Origin of the sequence: Acinetobacter sp. V110_1 (assembly GCF_031798975.1) — a bacterium.
Classification (GTDB): Bacteria; Pseudomonadota; Gammaproteobacteria; order Pseudomonadales; family Moraxellaceae; genus Acinetobacter; species Acinetobacter nosocomialis_A.
Window position 1 is genome coordinate 196800 of the sequence record NZ_JAVQNN010000013.1, and the last position, 22218, is coordinate 219017.

Sequence of the window (22218 nt, forward strand, 5' to 3'; positions counted from 1 at the left end):
ACAGCGTCTTTTGCAAACCTTGCGAGCGTCAAAATGTGGTTTGTCCACAGCCCAACTTCCTTCTTCGATTTTAGATGTGATCGATAGTCTGAACAAAGCAGGCTATGAAGCTTATATTGTTGGGGGTGGTGTCCGTGATTTAATGCTAGGACTCAATCCTAAAGATTTCGATGCAGTCACCAATGCAACACCTTCTCAAATTAAAGAAGTTTTTGGTCGTCGATGCCGAATTATTGGCCGTCGATTTGAATTGGCACATGTCTATTCAGGGCGTGAGCTAATCGAAGTTGCTACTTTCCGTGCCCCTCCTAAAAAAGCAGTCACCAATGCTTCAGGCATGATTTTGCGTGACAATAATTGGGGAACCATTGAACAGGACTTTGCTCGACGCGATTTTTCTATCAATACGCTTTACTACCAACCACGTAAAGGTATTGTGCTCGATTTTTGTAAAGCAATTGATGATGTCAAAAATAAGACTTTGCGTTTATTGGGCGACCCTGTACAACGTTTTGAAGAAGATCCGGTGCGTATGCTACGGACGTTACGTTTTGCAGCGAAGCTAAATTTTAAAATTGATCCAGCGATTCTCGATATTTTTGATGTTGAGATGACGCAGTTGCTTCGTGATGTTTCTCCGCACCGTTTATACGATGAGTCTCAGAAGCTTTTCACAATGGGTCATTTGGCACGTGTATTACCAATGCTGATTGAATTTGGCGTGTGGAAACAGCTTTTTGCTGATATTCGCCCAGATTTGACGCCATTTATTCAACGTGCTGCAAAAAATACAGATCAACGTATTCAAATTGGTAAAACCATTAACCCTGCATTTTTTTATGCAGTTTTATTGTGGCAGCCATTTTTAGAACGTTGTGACTTTTATTTAACGAAAGGTGTAGTTCCAGCTGAAGCTCGTGCCCAAGCTGGTTTAGATGTTTTAAAACGTCAAGCCACACGTACAGTCATTCCTCGTTTTGCCGAAACTTTTATTCGTGAAGTTTGGGAAATGCAAACTCGATTGCTTAACCCAAAGCCACAGCAAATTGAAGCATTGGCAAGCCATGCGCGTTTCCGTGCAGGCTTTGACTTCTTATTACTTCGTGAAAAGTCAGGTGATGACACAACACAAGGAATGGGAAGCTGGTGGGATGCTTACCAAGAAATGTCAAATGACGAAAAAGAAGCTGCGATTAGCCAATATAATCGTCAAAAAGCGAAAAGTCGTCGTAAGGTTGCTGCTGAACCTGTTGAGAACAATAGAGTTGATGCAGAAATTGAGCCTTTGGTGGATGTTCCAGAGCCTCGAAGCCGTCGTGGCAAGAAAGAACGTGCACGACAAGAGCAGTCTGTTGACCGTTTTATGGAAAAATCTTCCGCATCACAAACCAATATGACGAGCGATCACCCAATCTTAAAGCGTAAGCGGGTACAACGTGATTTGAGCCAAGTTATTTTTGGACCTACGCAATGACAGTAACCACATATATTGGCTTAGGAAGTAACCTAGGTGACTCACGCCAAATTTTGTCTGAAGCGATAGCCAAGCTTAAATCTATTGGTGAAGTGAAGGTATCCAAACTGTACCAAAGCCCACCGATGGGTCCTCAAGATCAACCGAATTATCTAAATGCAGTAGCTCAGCTAAAAACTGAGTTACTTCCGCTTGATTTACTCGACCATTTACAGCGTTTTGAACAGGAAGCTGGGCGAGTGAGACTCCGTCATTGGGGAGAGCGAACTTTAGATCTTGATCTACTGATTTATGGCAATGAAAAAATACAAAATGAGCGCTTAACTGTGCCGCATGTAGGAATCTTGCAACGAGATTTTGTTGTGATTCCTTTATTAGATTTAGACGCTGATTTACATATCGATGATCAGCCACTTAAAAATTTAGAACTCTTACAGCAGCCGACGCTGACTGTACTTGCTGATGAGTCTTGGGCTTAAGCCTGACTTATACGTTCTGCAAACTCCTGTAGAGGATACCATCATGATTAGTCTAAGTGACTTAAGAAAATTTAAAGCCGAAGGACGTAAGTTCTCTTGTCTAACTTGTTACGATGCAAGTATGGCAAAAGCAATGGAACTTGCTGAAATTGATACTATCTTAATTGGTGATTCTCTTGGAATGGCAATTCAAGGTCGTGACTCAACTTTACCTGTAACTGTTGAAGACATGGCTTATCATACAGCGGCGGTGCGCCGTGGTAATCAGCATGCATTGATTATGACTGATTTACCATTTATGAGTTATGCCACTTTAAACGATGCTTTGCAGAATGCGAAAACAGTTATGCAAGCTGGTGCCCAGATGATCAAAATCGAAGGTGGTGCATGGCTAAGTGAAACCGTACAAGTGTTAACACGTAATGGTGTACCTGTATGCGTACATTTAGGTTTAACACCTCAGTCTGTACATGTATTTGGTGGCTACAAACTACAAGCTAGAACCCGTGAAGCTGCTGATCAACTGATTGCTGACTGTACGGCTGTGGTTGAAGCTGGAGCGGCGGTACTATTGCTTGAATGCGTTCCAGCACAGTTGGGCCAAGAAATTGCTGAATTATTCCCGAATACTCCTGTAATTGGTATTGGGGCGGGTAATGCGACTGATGGTCAGGTACTTGTAGTACAAGACATGTTAGGTTTGACGTTTGGCAAGGTTGCACGTTTTGTGCGTAACTTTATGAAAGAACAATCTGGTGAAACAGCAATTTTAGATGCTTTTAAAGCTTTTCACGCTGCTGTACAGGACCAGTCGTTCCCAGCCAAAGAACATACTTTCCAAGTTGAGCTGTAATTCATGAAAACAGAAACCACTATACAAGGCTTAGCTGCTTCTTTAAATCCTGCTAGAGCTGCACGTAAAATCATTGGTTTTGTCCCAACTATGGGAAATCTACATGAAGGCCATCTCACCCTTGTTCGTGAAGCGAAAAAGTTATGTGATGTTGTGGTTGTAAGCATCTTCGTGAACCCGACCCAATTTGGTCCAGGTGAAGATTTTGATAACTATCCACGTACTTTAGAGCAGGACAGTCGCCTACTTGCTGATGTTGGTTGTGATATTATTTTTGCACCTTCAGTTGAGCAAATGTACGGTACACAGCCTCGTTTAACTAACATTAGTGTTAGCCAGATTACCGATGACTTGTGTGGTAGTTCACGTCCGGGACACTTTGATGGCGTAGCACTGGTTGTCACAAAACTCTTTAATATTGTGCAACCGAATTATGCTTTCTTTGGTCAAAAAGATTACCAACAGTTAGCAGTGATTCGCCAGTTTGTACAAGACTTAAATATTCCATTAGAAGTGATTGGCGTGCCCATTGTTCGTGCGGCCGATGGTTTAGCACTTAGTTCAAGAAATGGTTATTTGACTTCTGAACAACGTCAAACTGCACCAGTCATCTATCAAGGTCTAAAGCAAGCTGAAGAGCAATTACACCAAGGTAAAGATTTACAACAAGTCTTGGCAGATTTAAAAACGCTGTTGACAGACAATGGTTTTGTTGTGGATTATGTGGAAGCTCGTCAGCCGAACTTGTTAGCTGTTTCTCAGTTTGATCGCGATATTGTGTTGTTTGTCGCGGCTAAATTGGGCGCAACACGTTTAATTGATAATTTACAAGTTGCCTTTACACCTCAATAATACATAAAAGGACAGCCATGCCATGAAGCGTATACTTATCGTGACAGGACAGTCTGGTTCAGGAAAATCTTCAGCTCTTCAGGTATTAGAAGATTTGGGCTATTACTGTATTGATAATTTACCTTTGGCATTGCTGCCTGAAATTGTGGCAAAGCTAGATCATGAAAATAATCTTGAGCAACTGGCTTTAGGTGTAGATGTTCGAAGTACACGGGCTGATATGCAAGAGTTCGACCATGTTTTTGAGCAATTACAAAAACATGGTACGGTTGATGTGATTTATCTGACGACACAAGATCAGGATTTGATTGCACGATTTAGTGCTTCGCGTCGTCCACATCCGTTGGCGAACCGTTTCAAAAGCCTTTTACAATGTATTCATGAAGAAAAGCAGTTACTGATTCCAATTCAGTTCCGCGCTACCGTTCATATTGATACTACCGATAAAAGTGTTCATGATTTAAAACATATTTTGCTGTCGAAATTAGGGCAGTCAGATAATCTGATTGTTATATTGCAGTCATTTGGTTATAAACATGGCATTCCTTTAGATGCCGACTATGTTTTTGACGTACGGCATTTACCAAATCCGCATTGGGATTTAGAATTACGCCGCTTTTCTGGTTTAGACGAGCCAGTTAAGCAGTTTTTAGAAGCAAGTCCACAAGCAAACGAAATGTTTGAGGACATACATCACTTCTTAAAAAAATGGTTGCCGGCATTTGCTGAAGGGCATCGTCACTATATGACGGTTTCAATAGGTTGCACAGGCGGCCAGCATCGTTCAGTTTATATGGTAGATAGACTAAAACAAGCACTTGAGGCAGAATGGTCTGTTCAGGTCTTACACAGAGAAATGAAGCACTGGTCATGATAGACACAACTGTTGATGTAATTAATAAACTCGGTTTACATGCACGTGCATCAGGAAAACTGATAGAGGTCACTACGAAGTTTCGTTCATCAATTCAGATTGGTAAGGGCGATCATTTAGTAGATGCAAAGAATATTATGTCGTTACTGATGTTGGGTGCAGGAAAAGGGACCACTTTACGTTTGGTCATTGATGGCGCTGACGAAGAACAGGCATTAAATGAAGTACAGGCGTTATTCGCCGCAAAATTTTATGAGGCAGATTAATCGTGGCACGTCGTCCCCAGCGTTATACTGAAGAAGATTTTGATTCTTTAGAAGGACGTGCAAGTAAAACCGAACAGAAAAAAGCAGTTCAACGTATGGCTGCTTTAGGTGAGCAGTTAGCACAACTTTCTATCAAACAGATTCAAAAACTTCCGGTTGATGAGCGTTTAATTGATGCTCTTTTAGAAGTCCAGAATATTAGCTCGTTTGAAGCGCGTCGTCGCCAGTTTCAGCGTGTTGGTAAACTCTTGCGTAATGAAGATGAGACCGTCATTTTATCTTATTTGACTCCTCAACAAGGCGCGAAAAAACAAGCTCAATTGATGCGTTGGGTAGATCGTATGATCGAGCAGGGCGACCCTGCAATTAATGAGTTTAGTAAAATCTATAATGCATCTGAACGTCATACTTTGCGTCAGCATGTGTTAAGAATTAACCGTGATAAAACTCAGCAAGTTGCGGAAGCAGATCTTGAAGCATCTAAAGGTAAGTTTATTAACTACGTGCAGCAAGTCGCTTTATTGTCAGATCAAGGTTAATACCGTTTTAACTAAAAAAAAGCGACGTTAGATACGTCGCTTTTTTATTTCCGATATTGTTTAAACGCGTTCTTTTGCCCATTCACGCAAAATGAATTTTTGCAATTTGCCTGTTGAGGTTTTTGGAATTTCAGTAATCACTACATCTTTGGGAACTTTAAAACGCGCCAGTTCTTTTTGACAATGTGCAATAATTTCTTCAGGAGTCACTGTAGCACCTGTTTTTAATTCAATAAATGCACATGGTACTTCTTGCCAACGTTCATCAGGTTTTGCCACAACAGCCGCCGTTAAAACTGCTGGATGTTTATATAAAACGTCTTCCACCTCTAAAGATGAGATATTTTCTCCACCTGAAATAATAATATCTTTGGAGCGGTCAGTGATTTTTGCATAGCCATCTGGGTGGCAAACCGCTAAGTCTCCAGTGTGGAACCAACCGCCCGCAAAAGCTTCTTCAGTTGCCTTAGGATTTTTTAAATATCCCTTCATGACAATGTTGCCACGGAACATAATTTCTCCCATGGTTTCGCCGTCATTCGGAACGGGCTGCATCGTCTCAGGGTCTAGTACTCGCATACTATCTTGAAGTGGATAAGGCACACCCTGACGAGAGTGTAGTTGCGCTTGCTCGGTAATGGAGAGATCGCTCCATCCGGCCTGAGAGGCACAAAGCGCAGATGGCCCATAGGTTTCAGTTAAACCGTAAACGTGGTTGACATTGATTCCAATATTTCGCATACCTTCAATTACAGCGACAGGTGGTGCAGCACCTGCCACCATAACTTCAACATGATGCTGTATGTTTGGTTGTTTTTCTTTCGGTAGGTTAATAATCATGGACAGGACAATAGGAGCACCACAGAAGTAATCAACCTTATGTTTTGCAATAAGCTGCATCACCAGTTCAGGATCGACTTTACGCAAACAAATATTGGTTCCGCCACTTGCTGCAATACTCCATGCAAAGCACCAACCGTTACAATGGAACAGAGGAAGTGTCCATAAATAAACAGCTCGAGGTTTCATGCCACAGGCTAAAATATTACTAGCTGCATTCAAATAAGCACCTCGGTGATGATAAACCACACCCTTAGGGTTACCTGTTGTGCCGGAAGTGTAATTTAAGCTAATTGCATCCCATTCATCTTGCGGTAAATGCCATTCGAAATCAGTATCACCTTGAGCTATCCATTCTTCATATTCAAACGAACCAATAAATTGGTTTTCACCCTCATATTCTTCATCAGCCACATCAATCACAATAATATGTTGGTTGGGAATGAGCGATAGAGCTTCTCTGGCTAAATTAACAAACTCTGGGTCAACCAAAAGCACTTTAGTTTCAGCATGCTCCAGCATAAAAGCGATGGTTTTAGCATCTAAACGAGTATTTAGTGTGTTAAGAACAGCACCAGCCATAGGTACAGCAAAATGGGCTTCGATCATTGCTGGTACATTTGGCAATAAGACTGAAACAGTATCGTTTTTAGTTATACCTAATTGTTGAAGTTGAGAAGCAAACTGTCGGCAGCGCTGGTAAGTTTCTTTCCATGAAATCTGACGGTTACCATGAATGATAGATGCTTGGTCTGGATAGATATAAGCTGCACGTTCTAAATAGCGCAGAGGGGATAACGCAACAAAGTTTGCGGGTGTGCGTGGTAATTCATCGTATGCACTAACCATGTGAAATAACTCCATGTTCTATTTTTTAATTCATTCTTTGAAAATATGACTTAATATTAATCAAAGCATTAATGCTTTAGTCTTAAACAGAAATACCCCTCAGTCAGGAAATGAGCACAAATGCTATTTCCAACATCTTAAAACAGTTCTGATGAATAATTATCCTATTTATGTATTTCTTAAAATTTAGGTAGAGCGCTTATTAAAGTCATTTATTGCTGTTTACCGTATAAGCAAAATGTATTTATGATTTTATGAGCACAAAGGTTTTCACTTGGCTTGAACAAGTGTAAAATCTTTCAGGTTTTTTAATTTTGATTTACACCGTTTTTATATTTTGAGGCTTGCCTCGATCATAATCTCGCGGTGAAATGCTCCTTCGTATAGGGCATCACTCCTTAAGGATTTTTCTATGCCAATTATCACATTGCCAAATGGCGATCAAAAGAGTTTTGATCACCCTGTATCTGTTATGGAAGTCGCTCAAAGTATTGGGCCTGGTTTAGCAAAAAATACTGTTGCTGGACGAGTAAATGATCGCTTAGTTGATGCATGTGACTTAATTACCGAAGACTCGACCTTACAAATTATCACTCCAAAAGATGAAGAAGGTCTTGAGATCATTCGCCACTCTTGTGCACACCTTGTAGGGCATGCAGTAAAGCAACTTTTCCCTGAAGCAAAGATGGTGATTGGTCCGGTCATCGAAGAAGGTTTCTATTACGACATCTGGATGCCACGTCCTTTTACATTAGATGATATGGCAGCAATCGAAGAGCGTATGAAAAAGCTCATCGATCAAGATTACGATGTTGTTAAAAAAATGACTCCACGTGATGAAGTTATTGCTGAATTTACTGCTCGTGGTGAAGAATACAAATTACGCTTGATTGCAGACATGCCTGAAGAAACACAAATGGGCTTGTACTACCATCAAGATTATTTAGATATGTGTCGTGGTCCTCACGTACCGAATACAAAATTCTTAAAATCATTCAAGCTCACTAAAATCTCTGGTGCTTACTGGCGTGGTGATGCGAAGAATGAACAGCTTCAACGTATTTACGGTACTGCTTGGGCTGATAAAAAACAGTTAGCAGCTTATATCAAGCGTATTGAAGAAGCTGAAAAGCGTGACCACCGTAAAATTGGTAAAGCATTAGACTTATTCCATATGCAAGAAGAAGCACCGGGTATGGTGTTCTGGCATGCAAATGGTTGGACTATTTATCAAGTACTAGAGCAGTACATGCGTAAAGTTCAGCAAGACAATGGTTACCAAGAAATTAAAACTCCGCAAATCGTAGATTTTACGCTTTGGGAGAAATCTGGTCACGCAGCAAACTATGCAGAAAACATGTTTACGACTCATTCAGAAAGTCGTAACTATGCTGTAAAACCAATGAACTGTCCTTGTCACGTTCAAGTGTTCAACCAAGGATTAAAATCTTACCGTGATTTACCAATTCGTTTAGCTGAGTTTGGTTCTTGTCACCGTAATGAACCATCTGGTTCTTTACACGGTATTATGCGTGTTCGTGGCTTTACACAAGATGATGCACATATCTTCTGTACTAAAGAACAGATCGGTAAAGAAGTTGCAGACTTTATTAAACTCACTTTAGATGTTTATAAAGACTTTGGCTTTGAAGAAGTTCAAATGAAGTTATCTACTCGCCCGGAAAAGCGTGTAGGTGATGACGCACTTTGGGATTTAGCTGAAAAATCTTTAGCAGATGCTTTAGATGAAGCCGGTCTTAAATGGGAATTGCAGCCGGGTGAAGGTGCATTCTATGGTCCAAAGATTGAGTTCTCTTTAAAAGACTGTCTTGGTCGTGTATGGCAATGTGGTACCATTCAGTGTGACTTCAACTTGCCAGTTCGTTTAGACGCTTCTTATGTAACTGAAGAAAACGAACGTGATCAGCCTGTAATGTTGCACCGTGCAATTCTTGGTAGTTTTGAGCGTTTTATTGGTATACTAATTGAACACTACGCTGGTTTTATGCCACCTTGGTTGTCACCTGTACAAGCATGTGTCATGAACATTACCGACGCTCAAGCGGAAGCAAGTGAGCAAGTTGTGGCAAAACTCAAGGAAAATGGCCTTCGCGCTATTTCTGACTTGAGAAATGAAAAAATCGGATTTAAGATTCGTGAGCGTACTCTAGAGCGCATTCCTTACCTGTTAGTTCTTGGTGATCGAGAAGTTGAAGAAGGTACAGTGAATGTACGTACTCGCTCAGGAAAAAATTTAGGTACTATGTCAGTGGATGCTTTCATTGACTTAGTGAAATCTGCCGTCGCCGAACGTGGCCGGTATATTGTGGAGTAAGAAAGATTAAACAGCCTGACCGTAACCAACAACAAGGTGCAAAGAGTAACCGTCCAGCAATTAACGATGAGATCCGTGCAAAAGAAGTACGCCTCGTCGCTGCTGATGGTGAGCAAAAAGGAATTGTTTCATTAAATGAAGCACTGCGTGCTGCTGAGGATGCAGATCTTGACCTTGTTGAGATTGTCGCAAACGCTGAGCCGCCTGTTTGTAAAATCATGGATTACAACAAGCACTTGTTTGACCTGAAACAGAAGCAAAAAGATGCCAAGAAAAAACAGCATCAAGTGCAAGTGAAGGAAATCAAACTACGCCCAGCAACTGATGTAGGTGATTATCAAGTTAAGCTTCGTGCTATTTTGAAGTTCCTTGAAGAAGGTAACAAAGTCAAAATCACCTTACGTTTCCGTGGTCGTGAAATGGCTCACCAACAACTTGGTTTAGCTCAATTACAAAAAATTGAAGCAGACGTAGCTGAGTTTGGTATTGTAGAGCAAGCTCCGAAAATGGAAGGTCGACAAATGGGTATGTTACTTGGACCGAAAAAGAAAAAGTAATACTCATAAAAAAGCACTGCAAAAGCAGTGCTTTTTTATGCCTGTCATTTCGTGATTTAGTATCTTTAAAATGCGATTTAATAACTTTTTAAACCAAAGCTATTCTCAAATTTTATGTATTTTTTGGTGTTGGAGATATCATTGTATTAGCCAAAACATGATATAACGCAAGACGCAGTCATGATAACGATGAATAGGAAAATAGAATGATTGATCTATATTATTGGGGAACACCCAATGGACATAAAATCACAATTGCCTTAGAAGAAATGGGACTGGATTACACCCTTTATCCAATTAATATTTTAGAAAATGATCAATTTCAACCTGATTTCCTGAAAATTTCCCCAAACAATAAAATTCCTGCAATTGTCGATCAGGACGGTCCACGTGGTGAGCCAATTTCAGTATTTGAATCTGGCGCGATCTTGCAATATTTAGGTCGAAAAACTGGCTTATTCTATCCAACAGATGAACAAGAGCGAGTTGAAGTTGAACAATGGCTCATGTGGCAAATGGGTGGGCTAGGGCCTATGCTTGGGCAGAATCATCATTTTAACCGCTTTGCGCCAGAGAAAATTCCTTATGCAATTGAACGTTATGTGAATGAAACTAAGCGTTTATATGGCGTATTAAACAAACAACTTATAGGGCAAAAATTTGTTGCGGGGGAATACTCAATTGCTGATATGGCAATTCTGCCTTGGATCTTGCGATATGAATGGCAGGGGATTCAATTAGAGGACTATCCATATGTGCAAGAATATATTGTCCGCCTAACAGCACGTCCTGCGGTACAAAAAGCTTTATCAATTAAAGTCATCTAATTTTGCTTGGTAGCGCAATGAATAAAGTGAAAGGTAGTTTGGTTTTAATTTAATATGCTAAGTTACTTTTTACTTTTTTTGAGTGCTTTTGGGGCGGCTACATTATTACCGCTACAATCAGAAGCTGTACTCGCTGCGTTATTATTAAAAAATCAACATTCCGCCTTTCTTCTTATTTCGATTGCTACTTTCGGAAATGTACTCGGTTCATGTGTGAACTGGTGGTTAGGTTTAAAAATAGAACAGTTTAAACATAAAAAATGGTTCCCAGTTTCTGAAAAACGTCTAGAACAAGCTCAACGTTTTTATCATAAGTATGGCTTTTATTCGCTGCTTTTAAGTTGGACACCTGTGATTGGTGATCCAATTACTTTGGTTGCTGGCTTATTCAAAGAAAATTTTTGGCGCTTTTTATTTATGGTTCTTATTGCTAAGGCTGGGCGTTATATTTTCATTTATTGGGTAATTACAGACTTTATTTAAAGTAAAAGCATCCGAAGATGCTTTTATTAAAAGGATTTAATTAGTCTTCTGAGCTTTTAGTAATATCGACTTTAAATAGGTCATTGGTTTTTAGCCAACAGAAGGTGACCACTGCAAGCGTCATGCAACCGCCAAAAATAGTTGCTGCAATAGTTCCCAAATATTTAGCTGCCAAGCCTGATTCAAATGCACCCAGCTCATTACTGGATGAAACAAACATTCCATTTACAGCTGCAACGCGACCACGCATATTTTCTGGTGGGAAAATTTGCAAAATGGTTTGTCTAACCACAACTGAAATACTGTCACAAGCACCTGTCATGGCCAGTGCAAATAGGGACAACCACATATTGTTTGAGAAAGCGAAAAGGATCGTGAATACACCAAAACCAGCAACTGCAAGTAGCATGTTACGCCATGCGTGTTGAGTTGGAGGAAAACGGGTCAAAGCAATCATGGTAATGAGGGCACCAATAGATGGTGCTGCACGTAGATAACCTAAGCCTTCTGGCCCTACTTTTAAAATATCTTCTGCAAAGATAGGCAGTAGGGCAATCACACCTCCAAATAAAACAGAGGCAAGGTCTAAAGAAATAGCCCAGAGAACTATTTTGGTTTTCCAAATAAAGCGGAAACCATCACCTAAGCTTTCTAATACATTGGTAGTTTCAATTTTAGGAAAGCTTCGTTTTTGTAATAAATTAATGAGAATAAAACAGATGCTGAGTAGGCCTGCAACACTAAAAAGACTGGTTTCTCTGCCTAAGTAAGCAAGCATAAACCCACCTAGCATAGGCCCAATAATCACGCCACTTTGCCAACCAATAGTTGTCCATGTTGCGCCATTGGCATAAAGCTCACGTGGAATTAAGAATGGTTTCAATGATGTAGCAGAGGGATTATAAAACCCGCGTATGGTACCTAAGCCAAAAATAACAGCATAAATACCCCAAGAAAGGAAATTTACGCTGATATGGCCTAAACCATGCAGATGGAACAGCAGCCACAAAACTAAAGGTAGAGGCACTGAGAAAAATAAACAGATTTTCATAATGATCTGTTTATTAAATTTATCAGCAAAATAGCCACCCCAAAGCGATAGGGCAATAAATGGAATGGCTTCTGCTAATCCAATTAAGCCTAAAGTTAGAGGGTCTTTGGTAATTTGATAAAGTGAATAAGCAACAATAATTTCTTGAATCAAAATTGCTAACGTTAAGCAAAATTGATTAATGGTAACAAGAGAGAAATCTCTATAGCGCAGTGCAGCGAATGCATCATGTTTCTGCATTTGAAATATCGTATGTTGATAATTTGGACATATTATAGAGCTAAATAAGCCATGATGCTGAATTTATTAGCAATGACCAATCTCTAAACAAACAATATAAATTTTTAATTTGTTAAGACATCAATCCAAAAAAATGCTACGAGTAGTTTTAATTTTAGTCAGCATGCTATAAAATACGCGCTTCCTTACCTGCAGGTCGATTTTGCAATGGTGCAATCGCGCCGAACAGGTGCCTAAAAGAGGTTACTATGGCTAAGTTAAAAACTCGCCGTGGTGCAGCTAAACGCTTCAAAGCGACTGCAAACGGTTTTAAGCGTAAACAAGCGTTCAAGCGCCACATCTTGACCAAAAAATCTGCTAAACGTATCCGTCAATTACGCGGCTGTGTAATGGTTCATGTTTCTGACATGAATTCAGTTCGTCGTATGTGCCCATACATCTAAGGAGATTATAAATGGCTCGTGTAAAACGTGGTGTAGTGGCTCATCGTCGTCACAAAAAAATTCTTGCTCGCGCTAAAGGTTACTATGGTGCTCGTTCACGCGTTTACCGCGTAGCGTTCCAAGCGGTAATCAAAGCTGGTCAATACGCTTACCGTGACCGCCGTCAAAAGAAACGTCAATTCCGTGCTCTATGGATTGCGCGTATCAATGCTGGTGCTCGTCAAAACGGTTTGTCTTACAGCCGTATGATCGATGGCTTGAAAAAAGCTCAAGTGATCATCGACCGTCGCGTATTAGCTGACATCGCTATGCATGATGCAGTAGCATTTGCTGCTTTAGCTGAAAAAGCTAAAGGCGCATTAGCTGCATAAGCTTAGAGATTCAAAGAAAGACCGCTTTTTAGCGGTCTTTTTTTATTTTTAGTGGTCCTATTTTAAAAAAGAGAAAATAATCAGAGATAAATGATGAAAGACGAAAAATTTCTAAATGACTTAATTCAAAAAGTACAGCAAGGTCACCAGTATAAATACTTATATTTTTGGGGACATACTCCTAAACAAGCTGATCTTGTTGATAAAAGCTGTTTTAGCCAGTGGTTCCCAGCGCAATTTAAAGTAGAAGGTGTCGAGTACTTTACTGCTGAGCATTATATGATGGCGCAAAAAGCAAAATTATTTAATGATGAAGAATTTTTTGCACGAATTTTGCAGGTTAAACATCCGAATGAAGCAAAGCAACTCGGCCGTAAAGTACGTAATTATGACGAACAGATATGGCGAGAAAACCGTTTTGATATAGTAGTGCAGGCAAATTTTGCCAAATTCTCACAGCATCCTGAGTTGAAGAAATTCTTATTAGCAACGAAAGACCGTATTTTGGTTGAAGCATCTCCTGTCGATAAAATTTGAGGTATTGGTATGGCCCAAGACCATCCACATATCCAAGATCCTTCTCTATGGCAAGGTCTAAATTTGTTGGGGTTTGCTTTAATGCATGTTCGAGAGCTGCTTTTAACTGAGTAGGTTGGTGCGATATCAATGCTTCACTCTAAAGAGTAGTGACGTGAGGGGAGTGAATTGAAACCATTAAATGACACAGATATTCGTATAGCATCATTTAAGGATGCATTATCTATTGCAGAAGTACATGTGCAAGGTTGGAAAGAAACCTATGCCGATATAGTTAAGCAAGAAATATTAGATGAGCTTAACGTACTAGATAAAGAACAGTTATGGAAAGAGATAAGCAGAAGTCCTGATCATAAGTTATTTATCTATACTGAAAATGGAGTAGTAAAAGGCTTTCTCGATGGTTATTTAAATCCAGAAAATAACGTTGCTGAAATTCTTGCTTTTTATCTTTTAAAAGAAGTTCAAAAACAAGGCATAGGCCGTGAGTTATTCCAAAAGTTCTATCAATGCGCTTTAAAGCAAGGTTATGCTTTTATTCGTTTAGAGGTTTTTAATAAAAATCCGAGTCGTTTCTTCTATGAAAAAATGGGAGCAAAGTTAATTGATGAGGCCGAACTACCAGAGTTCGGCCTCGGAATAACAGAATTACTTTATCAATGGGAACTTTAATCTTGATTAAAGACCAAAATAATAAGCTAAGGCACAAATAATGATGGTTAGAACAATAAGCTTGATTACACCTGTTCCTCCAGCCTTATGATGAGGTGCTTTTAAATGGGTTGCAGACTCATTCGTTGCATCAAAAGGAGAGGGTTTCTCAACAGGCTTTAATTGAGCTGTTTGATAGTGATTTGCTGCTTTCACAATCAGCTTTGCAAATAGGTCGTCAGTTTTGTGGGTAAAATTTCTTAAGTTAATAATTTGTTCTTGGTCTAAGTCTTCCCCTAAAGGATCATTTGCGGTGCGTTTCTTCTGCTCTAAATAATCTGATAAAGCCTGAGTGCGGTAGAGGAGTTGATGTGCACAATCAGCTGGGTAGTTTTCAGGAATAAGAGCAAGAGTCGGTTGATGATCTACTGAAATTTGATGTGTTGACCCATCAAAATATTTTTTCAGAAATTCTGGTTCTTCAAAACCTGCTGCATACTTACTTCGAAATAACTCAGTTTCCATAAAGTCAGCTATTTCATCCCATTGAGGTACTTTTAAGTCAGCATCAACTTTCTTGGATAATTTTTCGTTCAGTTCAAAACGCCAGAAAGTTTCTAAACGTAAATCACTACGCTGATTTAAAGGCGCTTCAAATTCATTATCGCTGCTGTACCATTCGGCAAGCTCATGGCCAAAAATCCATGCGATTTTTTTATTGTTTTGATGGCTCACAATAAAATGGGTATAGGGTAAAAGTTCTACATTATTATTTGGATTTTGCTCTTCATTTAAGATGGTTGATAAGTGAAGAGAGATTTGGGTTGTTCCCTGTTTTTTGAGTGCTTCTAGCCAAACTTGGAAATGTTGAGCAAGTAAATGCTGTGAAATTAAGTCACGAAACTGAAAACTATGTTGGTCAAAAATATGATGTTGTCGCCATTGATTGAAGCTTAAATTCTGGCGAAGGTATTCATTACCGTAGGTCACAAGTGTAAGTTGTTGTTTCCAAATCTGATTGAGCGCCATAATAATTGATCTCATTGACGATAGTATTATTTTATACGTTTTATCTTTTTGTTGCCTAATACATTTTTCATGATGGATAAACTTCATCAATACGGTGAAAAACTGTTAGAATGCAGCGTTTTATTATATTTTTAAATTTGTTGCTTTGAGAGTTAATATGTCACTGGAAGCCCTGACCACAGAAGCGCTTGCTGCCATTGCAGCAGCTCAAGACCTTGTTGCACTTGATCAGGTGCGTGTGCAATTTACAGGGAAAAAAAGCCAGCTTGCAGAACAATCGAAAGCATTAGGGAAAATGGACCCTGAAGAACGTAAAGTACAAGGTGCTGCGATTCATGCTGTTCGAGAAACAATTAATAGCGCTTTAAGTGAGCGTCAAACGGCATTACAACAAGCTGCGCTAGCGCAAAAACTAGCAAATGAGACCATTGATATTACTTTACCAGGTCGTGGACAGCGCATTGGTACAGTTCATCCTGTTATTCAAGTACAAGAACGTATTTGCCAGTTCTTTACTAAAGCTGGTTTTACAGTTGCAACAGGACCAGAAGTTGAAGATGACTATCATAACTTTGAAGCATTAAATATTCCTGGGCATCACCCTGCACGTGCTATGCACGATACTTTCTATTTCGATGCAAACCATTTGTTGCGTACGCATACTTCTGGTGTGCAAATTCGTACCATGGAAACAAGCCAGCCACCAATTCGTATTGTATGTCCGGGCCGTGTATATCGCTGTGACTCAGACCAAACGCATTCGCCAATGTTCCATCAAATCGAAGGTTTGTACGTTGCTGAGAACACCAGCTTTGCTGAATTAAAAGGTTTATTAATTAACCTACTGAATGAATTTTTTGAGAAAGATTTAAAAGTACGTTTCCGCCCATCATATTTCCCATTTACAGAGCCTAGTGCAGAAGTGGATATCATGGATGAGCGTGGACGTTGGTTAGAAGTATTAGGCTGTGGCATGGTACATCCAAATGTACTACGTGCTGCGGGTATTGATCCTGATAAATACAAAGGCTTTGCTTTTGGTTTAGGGGTAGAGCGTTTTGCAATGTTGCGTTATGGCATCAATGACTTACGTATGTTCTATCAAAATGATGTGCGTTTCTTACGCCAATTTGCCTAACATTTTTTCAGGATTAAATAAGGTTTATAAAGATGAAGATTAGCGAAAATTGGTTACGCACATGGGTTAACCCAGCCATTGATAGTGATACATTATCTGATCAGTTGACTATGCTTGGTCTTGAGGTAGATGAACTAGCACCTGTTGCTAAGCCATTTACTGGAGTTGTGGTTGGTGAAGTTCTAACGGTTGAACAACATCCAGATGCAGACCGTCTGCGTGTAACAACAGTTAACATTGGTTCAGGTGAACCTCTGCAAATTGTATGTGGTGCTCCTAACGTTCGTGTTGGAATGAAAGCACCTGTAGCAACTATTGGTGCAGTATTACCAGGCGATTTTAAAATCAAAAAAGGTAAGCTTCGTGGCATCGAATCACAAGGTATGCTGTGCGGCGCTTCTGAAATCGACCTTGAAGATAAAATCGATGGTTTGCTTGAGCTACCTACCGATGCTCCAGTAGGGGTGAACATCCGTGAATACTTAAAACTTGATGATAACGTTATTGATATCAGTATTACACCAAACCGTGGTGACTGTTTCAGTATCCGTGGTATCGCACGTGAGATTGCAGTAATTAACCAACTGCAAATGAATGAGCCTGAAATCAAGTCAGTTGATGCGACAATCACTGATGAGAAAAAAGTAGTGATCAGCACGGATGGGGCTCCACGCTACTTAGGACGTGTAGTTAAAAACGTGAATGTAAAAGCTGCGACCCCAGAGTGGATGGAACAAGCTTTAGCACGTTCAGGAATTCGTACTCACAGTATTCTGGTTGATGTAACGAACTATGTCCTCATGGAATTGGGTCAGCCAATGCATGCTTTTGATTTAGCTAAAATCGAAGGAACTGTACACGTTCGCCAAGCTCAGCCACAAGAAAAGTTGCAACTCTTGAATGATCAAGAAGTTGAGTTGCAAGAAGATGTGATGGTTATTGCAGATGACCAGAAAGCACTAGCAATCGCTGGTATTATGGGCGGTCTAGCATCAAGTGTAACTGATGATACAGCTGATATCTTCTTGGAGAGCGCATTCTTCGCTCCACTTGCGATTGCTGGGCGTGCTCGCCGTTTTGGTTTGCATACAGATTCTTCGCAACGTTATGAACGCGGTGTAGATTTTGAATTGCCATTAATTGCGATGAATCGTGCTTCTCAGCTCATTCAAGAATTAGCGGGTGGTGAGTTTGGTCCTATCACTGTAGCTGAAAAAACTGATTTACTTCCAAAACGTGAAGCTATTGAACTTAAGCAAGCTCAAGTAGACCAATTATTGGGATATCAAGTTGCTGCTGATTTCATTACAGATGCTTTAACTCGACTAGGGGGTAAAGTAACTGTTAAAGCTGAAGGTGAGTGGAGCGTAGTTCCACCATCACATCGTTACGATATGGCAATTTATCAAGATTTGATTGAAGAAGTTGCACGTATTGATGGGTATGACAATATTCAGATTAGCTTACCAAGTATGGATGTTCAGCTTGCTAAGTATCAAGATCGTTTTGAAATTGCTCAACTACGCCAAACAGTAGTCACTTTGGGTTACCAAGAAGCAATCAGCTTTAGCTTTGCTGATGCAAAACTTGAAAAGCAATTAAATCCACAAGTAAATCCACTCATGCTAGCAAATCCAATTTCAAGTGATTTAGCAGCAATGCGTAGCACTTTGCTTTCTAGTTTAATTCCTTGTGTACAATATAATTTAAACCGTCAACAAAGCCGTGTGCGTTTCTTTGAGCTAGGTTTGCGTTTTGATTATCAAAATGCCGCTTCTATTCAAGACTTAAAGCAAATCCCGACATTAGCGTTAATTGCTGTAGGTTCTCGTGAACCAGAATCATGGCATGCTAAGCCACAACCAATGGATTTCTTCGATTTCAAAGGTGAAGTAGAAGAGGTTTTAGCTGCTGGACGTCTTAAAGTTGAATATGCTCGTTCAGAGCGTGCTTGGTTGCATCCGGGACAGTCAGCTGAAATTTTAGTTGATGGTAAATCAATTGGTTACCTAGGCCGTTTGCACCCATCTTTAGAAAATGAGCTTGATTTGAGCACAACTTGGGTTGCTGAGCTTGATCAGGCAGCAGTTTTGCAATCTTATGTATCTAATTTTACAGAATTATCACGTTTTCCTTCGGTTAGACGTGATATTGCGCTTTTAATCTCTGATAATATAAATGTTAGAGATATTCAGCAGTTAATCGAAAAAACTGGTGGAGAGCTTTTAGACTCTACTTGGTTATTCGATGTGTATACGGGGCAGGGTGTCGAAGATGGTAAGCGCTCATTAGCGTTTGCATTACTATGGCAACATCCTTCACGTACGCTTGAAGATGCTGAAATTAAATCTGGTATGGACAATATAATCCAAGTGTTGGAAAACACTTATCAAGCGACATTGAGGGCCTCATGACAGCACTAACTAAAGCAGACATGGCTGATCATTTAAGTGAGTTAACCAGCTTAAATCGCCGTGAAGCAAAACAAATGGTCGAGTTGTTCTTTGACGAAATTAGCCAAGCGCTTATCGCGGGTGAGCAAGTTAAGCTTTCTGGTTTTGGTAATTTCGAACTTAGAGATAAACGCGAGCGTCCAGGACGTAATCCAAAAACAGGCGAAGAAATTCCGATTTCTGCGCGCCGTGTAGTGACCTTTAGAGCGGGTCAGAAATTTAGACAACGCGTTGGAAATGAGCAGATCGATTGATCTGCTTTTTTTATTTATGTTTGGTTGTAATTGGTTTTGAATGAATCATATTTAATGTAAGCCTAGAAATCTTTATATCAAGTACATCTGTACTGAACTTATAAAATTTTAGGCATAAAAAAAAGAGGACATAACGTCCTCTTTTTTATCTAATCTAGAATATAGATTAGTGTGCAGCAGAAGCAGCAGCGTCAGCAGAAGCAGCAGCGTCAGAAGCAGAAGCAGCAACGTCAGAAGCAGCAGCAGCAGTTTCAGAAGCAGCAGCGTCAACAGCAGTAGCAGCTTCAGAAGCAGCAGCAGTAGCTTCAGAAGCAGCAGCTACAGCTTCAGAAGCAGCAGCAGCAGCTGGAGCTTCTTCTTTCTTAGAACAACCAACGAAAGCTAAAGTAGCAGCAACAGCAGCAGCAACAGCGAATTTTTTGAATAACATGGCATCACTCTCACAAAAAAAATTTGAGATTAAAAAAACCTAAGTTAGGCTGTTTTGCTTTTATTATTCCTAAACGTAGCTAGGTAACAACGCATGGAGCAGTCTAACTGGTCTGCCGCTATGCTATCACTGCGAATGTTGAAATACTACTGTCACCTGTCAAAAAAGCGCAGAAAAATCGAAAAAACAGTCTGTTTTTTAACAGAAAAAAACAATCAAATAGATTAGATATATTGGAAAAGGTATAAGTAAGCTACTAAAAAACATAATTTTTTTATATTAAAAATATTTGTTTTCAAAAGCTTAAATATATCCTTACATAAGGAATAGTAAAATGTAGTTTTGTGTAAAGCATGTCAACCAAATAAAAAAGCTACTCACGAGAGTAGCTTTTTTGGAACAAATTAATGATTAAGTTGAAGCTTTACGTTTCATTTGATCAAAGAAATCATCATTTGTTTTAGTTTCTTTCATACGGTCAAGTAAGAATTCCATAGCAGCCAACTCATCCATAGGATGAAGAAGTTTGCGAAGGATCCAAACTTTACGTAATTTATCTTCATCCATTAAACGTTCTTCACGACGTGTGCCTGATTTCTTAATATTCATGGCAGGGAAGACACGTTTCTCAGCAATACGGCGATCAAGCGTAATTTCTTGGTTACCTGTACCTTTGAATTCTTCGTAAATTACATCATCCATTTTACTGCCAGTTTCAATAAGCGCAGTAGAGATGATTGTTAAAGAACCGCCTTCTTCGATGTTACGAGCAGCACCAAAGAAACGTTTTGGACGTTCTAATGCATGAGCATCTACACCACCCGTTAATACCTTACCTGATGAAGGGATTACAGTGTTGTATGCACGAGCTAAACGTGTAATAGAGTCAAGTAAAATCACAACATCTTTTTTATGTTCAACAAGACGTTTTGCTTTTTCAATGACCATTTCAGCTACTTGTACGTGACGGGCAGGTGCTTCATCAAATGTTGAAGCAACGACTTCACCGCGTACAGTACGTTCCATTTCAGTTACTTCTTCTGGGCGCTCATCAATAAGTAAAACAATAAGGAATACTTCCGGATTGTTTCTCACAATAGATTGAGCAATGTTTTGAAGTAACATTGTTTTACCCGCTTTTGGCGGTGCAACAATAATCGAACGTTGACCTTTACCAATTGGGGCAACTAAGTCGACAACACGAGCAGTTAAGTCTTCTGTTGTACCATTACCTAGTTCCATAACCAATTGTTCGGTTGGGAAAAGGGGAGTTAAGTTTTCAAATAAAATTTTATTTCGAGAATTTTCAGGCGTGTCATAGTTAATCTGATTAACTTTGAGTAACGCGAAATAACGCTCACCTTCTTTCGGAGGGCGAATAGTACCTGTGATGGTATCACCTGTACGCAAGTTAAAGCGTCGGATTTGTGAAGGACTCACATAAATATCATCCGGACCTGCTAAATACGAACCTGCGGCAGAGCGCAAAAAACCAAAACCATCAGAGAGAATTTCAAGAACGCCGTCACCAAAAATTTCTTCGCCATTCATTGCATGGCGTTTCAATATGGCAAAGATAATATCTTGCTTTCGGTTACGAGCCATACCTTCAAGGCCCATAAATTCAGCAATTTTAATTAGTTCGCCGATTGGTTTTTTCTTGAGTTCAGTTAAATTCATAAGGGTCAGAATTAGGAAAGAGTAGAGTGTGGTTTAAAAGAAGAAAAATCGCTCGCATACAAAAAAGAGTATCGCAATTGTATTTACACAATAACAATTCAGAAGTCTGATTAACTGTTTCGAAGAGAAATGTGAAAAAACAATTTCTGTTGCCGAGTGGCGATCTATATGTTTGTGTCTTGTAAGAAGCCGGACAGAAGACGATTCCCTTCAGTGCCTCTTGAGCATGCAATATAAGTGAGATCAGCTAATTTGTCAATTTATAGCCGAAAAAAATACGCTATAGAGATATAGCGTATTTTTATCTGTAACGTTTCTTCTTAAACGTTTTCGTCAATGAAGCTAACGAGTTTAGAACGAGGTACAGCACCGATTTGCTGAGCTACTACTTCACCATTTTTGAAAAGTAATAAAGCAGGAATATTACGGATATTGTATTTCACTGCTGTATCTTCACAAGAAGTTACGTCAACTTTAACGATTTTTACTTTACCAGCATATTCACTTGATAAATCTTCAAGAACAGGTGCAATTGCTTTACAAGGTGCACACCAACCTGCCCAGAAGTCAACAAGTACAGGGGTTTCTGCATCTAGAACATCTGCTTGGAAGTTATCATCAGTTGTATTTACAATAGTCGCAGACATGGTACGGCTCCAATTTTTAGAAAAAAGTGCTATCACTATATGAGGATATAATCTCTATCAGTATTA

Annotated in this window: 24 protein-coding genes and 2 pseudogenes; 20 read left to right on the top strand and 6 right to left on the bottom strand. The window is 39.7% G+C overall.

The window, feature by feature from the left end:
• Nucleotides 1-10 precede the first annotated feature (10 nt).
• The 7 genes from pcnB to yjgA are packed head-to-tail and all read left to right on the top strand — an operon-like array spanning nucleotide 11 to nucleotide 5337.
• The gene (gene pcnB / locus RMA95_RS03465; RefSeq protein ID WP_233930186.1) at nucleotides 11-1474 is read left to right on the top strand and encodes a polynucleotide adenylyltransferase PcnB; all 1464 of its coding nucleotides are present in this window, start codon (nucleotides 11-13) and stop codon (nucleotides 1472-1474) included.
• A complete protein-coding gene (gene folK / locus RMA95_RS03470) occupies nucleotides 1471-1953 on the top strand; it encodes a 2-amino-4-hydroxy-6-hydroxymethyldihydropteridine diphosphokinase (RefSeq protein WP_031982042.1) in 483 nt (160 codons plus the stop codon). Before pcnB ends, folK begins: the two co-directional genes overlap by 4 nt.
• A 43-nt stretch (nucleotides 1954-1996) precedes the next feature.
• The gene (gene panB / locus RMA95_RS03475; RefSeq protein WP_032047472.1) at nucleotides 1997-2806 is read left to right on the top strand and encodes a 3-methyl-2-oxobutanoate hydroxymethyltransferase; all 810 of its coding nucleotides are present in this window, start codon (nucleotides 1997-1999) and stop codon (nucleotides 2804-2806) included.
• A gap of 3 nt (nucleotides 2807-2809) precedes the next feature.
• Nucleotides 2810-3658, top strand: a complete 849-nt coding sequence (gene panC / locus RMA95_RS03480) for a pantoate--beta-alanine ligase (RefSeq protein WP_042076257.1) — start codon at nucleotides 2810-2812, stop codon at nucleotides 3656-3658.
• Nucleotides 3659-3680: 22 nt separating this feature from the next.
• Nucleotides 3681-4532, top strand: a complete 852-nt coding sequence (gene rapZ, locus RMA95_RS03485; protein WP_042076255.1) for an RNase adapter RapZ — start codon at nucleotides 3681-3683, stop codon at nucleotides 4530-4532.
• Nucleotides 4529-4798, top strand: a complete 270-nt coding sequence (locus tag RMA95_RS03490; RefSeq protein ID WP_019458135.1) for an HPr family phosphocarrier protein — start codon at nucleotides 4529-4531, stop codon at nucleotides 4796-4798. The genes rapZ and RMA95_RS03490 overlap by 4 nt, the downstream gene beginning before the upstream one ends.
• Nucleotides 4799-4800: 2 nt before the next feature.
• The gene (yjgA, locus tag RMA95_RS03495; RefSeq protein ID WP_004883153.1) at nucleotides 4801-5337 is read left to right on the top strand and encodes a ribosome biogenesis factor YjgA; all 537 of its coding nucleotides are present in this window, start codon (nucleotides 4801-4803) and stop codon (nucleotides 5335-5337) included.
• Nucleotides 5338-5397: 60 nt separating this feature from the next.
• Here yjgA and RMA95_RS03500 read toward each other — a convergent pair whose 3' ends face one another.
• Nucleotides 5398-7026, bottom strand: a complete 1629-nt coding sequence (locus RMA95_RS03500) for an acyl-CoA synthetase (RefSeq protein WP_207693296.1) — start codon at nucleotides 7024-7026, stop codon at nucleotides 5398-5400.
• 412 nt (nucleotides 7027-7438) lie between these two features.
• Between RMA95_RS03500 and thrS the strand changes: the two genes are divergently transcribed.
• The 4 genes from thrS (at nucleotide 7439) to RMA95_RS03520 (ending at nucleotide 11228) form a co-directional block, all read left to right on the top strand.
• Nucleotides 7439-9361, top strand: a complete 1923-nt coding sequence (gene thrS / locus RMA95_RS03505) for a threonine--tRNA ligase (RefSeq protein WP_019456642.1) — start codon at nucleotides 7439-7441, stop codon at nucleotides 9359-9361.
• A gap of 5 nt (nucleotides 9362-9366) precedes the next feature.
• Nucleotides 9367-9918, top strand: a complete 552-nt coding sequence (infC, locus tag RMA95_RS03510; protein ID WP_079377112.1) for a translation initiation factor IF-3 — start codon at nucleotides 9367-9369, stop codon at nucleotides 9916-9918.
• Between the two features lie 206 nt (nucleotides 9919-10124).
• Nucleotides 10125-10745, top strand: a complete 621-nt coding sequence (locus RMA95_RS03515) for a glutathione S-transferase N-terminal domain-containing protein (protein WP_002054551.1) — start codon at nucleotides 10125-10127, stop codon at nucleotides 10743-10745.
• A gap of 54 nt (nucleotides 10746-10799) precedes the next feature.
• Nucleotides 10800-11228, top strand: a complete 429-nt coding sequence (locus tag RMA95_RS03520; RefSeq protein WP_004698584.1) for a YqaA family protein — start codon at nucleotides 10800-10802, stop codon at nucleotides 11226-11228.
• 40 nt (nucleotides 11229-11268) lie between these two features.
• On the opposite strand, the gene nreB is transcribed toward RMA95_RS03520, so the two are convergent.
• Nucleotides 11269-12519 (bottom strand): nickel resistance MFS transporter NreB, encoded by a 1251-nt coding sequence (nreB, locus tag RMA95_RS03525; protein WP_311069598.1) that lies wholly within the window; start codon nucleotides 12517-12519, stop codon nucleotides 11269-11271.
• A 129-nt stretch (nucleotides 12520-12648) separates the two neighbouring features.
• On the opposite strand from nreB, the pseudogene RMA95_RS03530 reads away from it, so the two are divergent.
• From RMA95_RS03530 to RMA95_RS03550, 5 genes and pseudogenes are all read left to right on the top strand, one after another.
• Nucleotides 12649-12756 (top strand): annotated as a pseudogene (locus tag RMA95_RS03530) (hypothetical protein); the annotation flags it as partial.
• Between the two features lie 11 nt (nucleotides 12757-12767).
• Nucleotides 12768-12962 carry a 50S ribosomal protein L35 gene (rpmI, locus tag RMA95_RS03535; RefSeq protein ID WP_002054552.1) on the top strand — a complete coding sequence of 65 codons (195 nt, stop codon included), beginning with the start codon at nucleotides 12768-12770 and terminating at the stop codon, nucleotides 12960-12962.
• Between the two features lie 11 nt (nucleotides 12963-12973).
• Nucleotides 12974-13333, top strand: coding sequence for a 50S ribosomal protein L20 (gene rplT, locus RMA95_RS03540; protein ID WP_000124858.1), 360 nt, complete (start codon nucleotides 12974-12976; stop codon nucleotides 13331-13333).
• Nucleotides 13334-13426: 93 nt separating this feature from the next.
• Nucleotides 13427-13984: pseudogene (locus RMA95_RS03545) on the top strand (NADAR family protein).
• Nucleotides 13985-14038: 54 nt separating this feature from the next.
• Entirely contained in the window at nucleotides 14039-14542 is a 504-nt protein-coding gene (locus RMA95_RS03550; RefSeq protein ID WP_212285037.1) for a GNAT family N-acetyltransferase, read from the top strand.
• A gap of 6 nt (nucleotides 14543-14548) precedes the next feature.
• On the opposite strand, the gene RMA95_RS03555 is transcribed toward RMA95_RS03550, so the two are convergent.
• Nucleotides 14549-15550, bottom strand: a complete 1002-nt coding sequence (locus RMA95_RS03555; RefSeq protein ID WP_200001352.1) for a hypothetical protein — start codon at nucleotides 15548-15550, stop codon at nucleotides 14549-14551.
• A 157-nt stretch (nucleotides 15551-15707) separates the two neighbouring features.
• Here RMA95_RS03555 and pheS point away from each other — a divergent pair, with 157 nt between their 5' ends.
• Genes pheS through RMA95_RS03570 form a run of 3 tightly spaced genes read left to right on the top strand, consistent with a single transcriptional unit; the run spans nucleotide 15708 to nucleotide 19395 of the window.
• On the top strand, nucleotides 15708-16688 hold the full coding sequence (gene pheS, locus RMA95_RS03560) for a phenylalanine--tRNA ligase subunit alpha (protein ID WP_311069600.1): 981 nt from the start codon (nucleotides 15708-15710) through the stop codon (nucleotides 16686-16688).
• A 32-nt stretch (nucleotides 16689-16720) separates the two neighbouring features.
• Nucleotides 16721-19102: a phenylalanine--tRNA ligase subunit beta gene (pheT, locus tag RMA95_RS03565; RefSeq protein WP_311069601.1), complete on the top strand. Its 2382-nt coding sequence runs from the start codon at nucleotides 16721-16723 to the stop codon at nucleotides 19100-19102.
• Nucleotides 19099-19395 (top strand): integration host factor subunit alpha, encoded by a 297-nt coding sequence (locus RMA95_RS03570; protein WP_000126166.1) that lies wholly within the window; start codon nucleotides 19099-19101, stop codon nucleotides 19393-19395. Before pheT ends, RMA95_RS03570 begins: the two co-directional genes overlap by 4 nt.
• A 166-nt stretch (nucleotides 19396-19561) precedes the next feature.
• Here the strand turns inward: RMA95_RS03570 and RMA95_RS03575 are convergent, their stop codons facing one another.
• Nucleotides 19562-19825: a hypothetical protein gene (locus RMA95_RS03575; protein WP_311069602.1), complete on the bottom strand. Its 264-nt coding sequence runs from the start codon at nucleotides 19823-19825 to the stop codon at nucleotides 19562-19564.
• A gap of 93 nt (nucleotides 19826-19918) precedes the next feature.
• Between RMA95_RS03575 and RMA95_RS03580 the strand changes: the two genes are divergently transcribed.
• On the top strand, nucleotides 19919-20053 hold the full coding sequence (locus tag RMA95_RS03580; RefSeq protein WP_311069604.1) for a hypothetical protein: 135 nt from the start codon (nucleotides 19919-19921) through the stop codon (nucleotides 20051-20053).
• A gap of 183 nt (nucleotides 20054-20236) precedes the next feature.
• Here RMA95_RS03580 and rho read toward each other — a convergent pair whose 3' ends face one another.
• The gene (rho, locus tag RMA95_RS03585) at nucleotides 20237-21505 is read right to left on the bottom strand and encodes a transcription termination factor Rho (protein ID WP_001054522.1); all 1269 of its coding nucleotides are present in this window, start codon (nucleotides 21503-21505) and stop codon (nucleotides 20237-20239) included.
• A gap of 320 nt (nucleotides 21506-21825) precedes the next feature.
• Entirely contained in the window at nucleotides 21826-22152 is a 327-nt protein-coding gene (gene trxA / locus RMA95_RS03590; RefSeq protein WP_002054512.1) for a thioredoxin, read from the bottom strand.
• Nucleotides 22153-22218 lie beyond the last annotated feature (66 nt).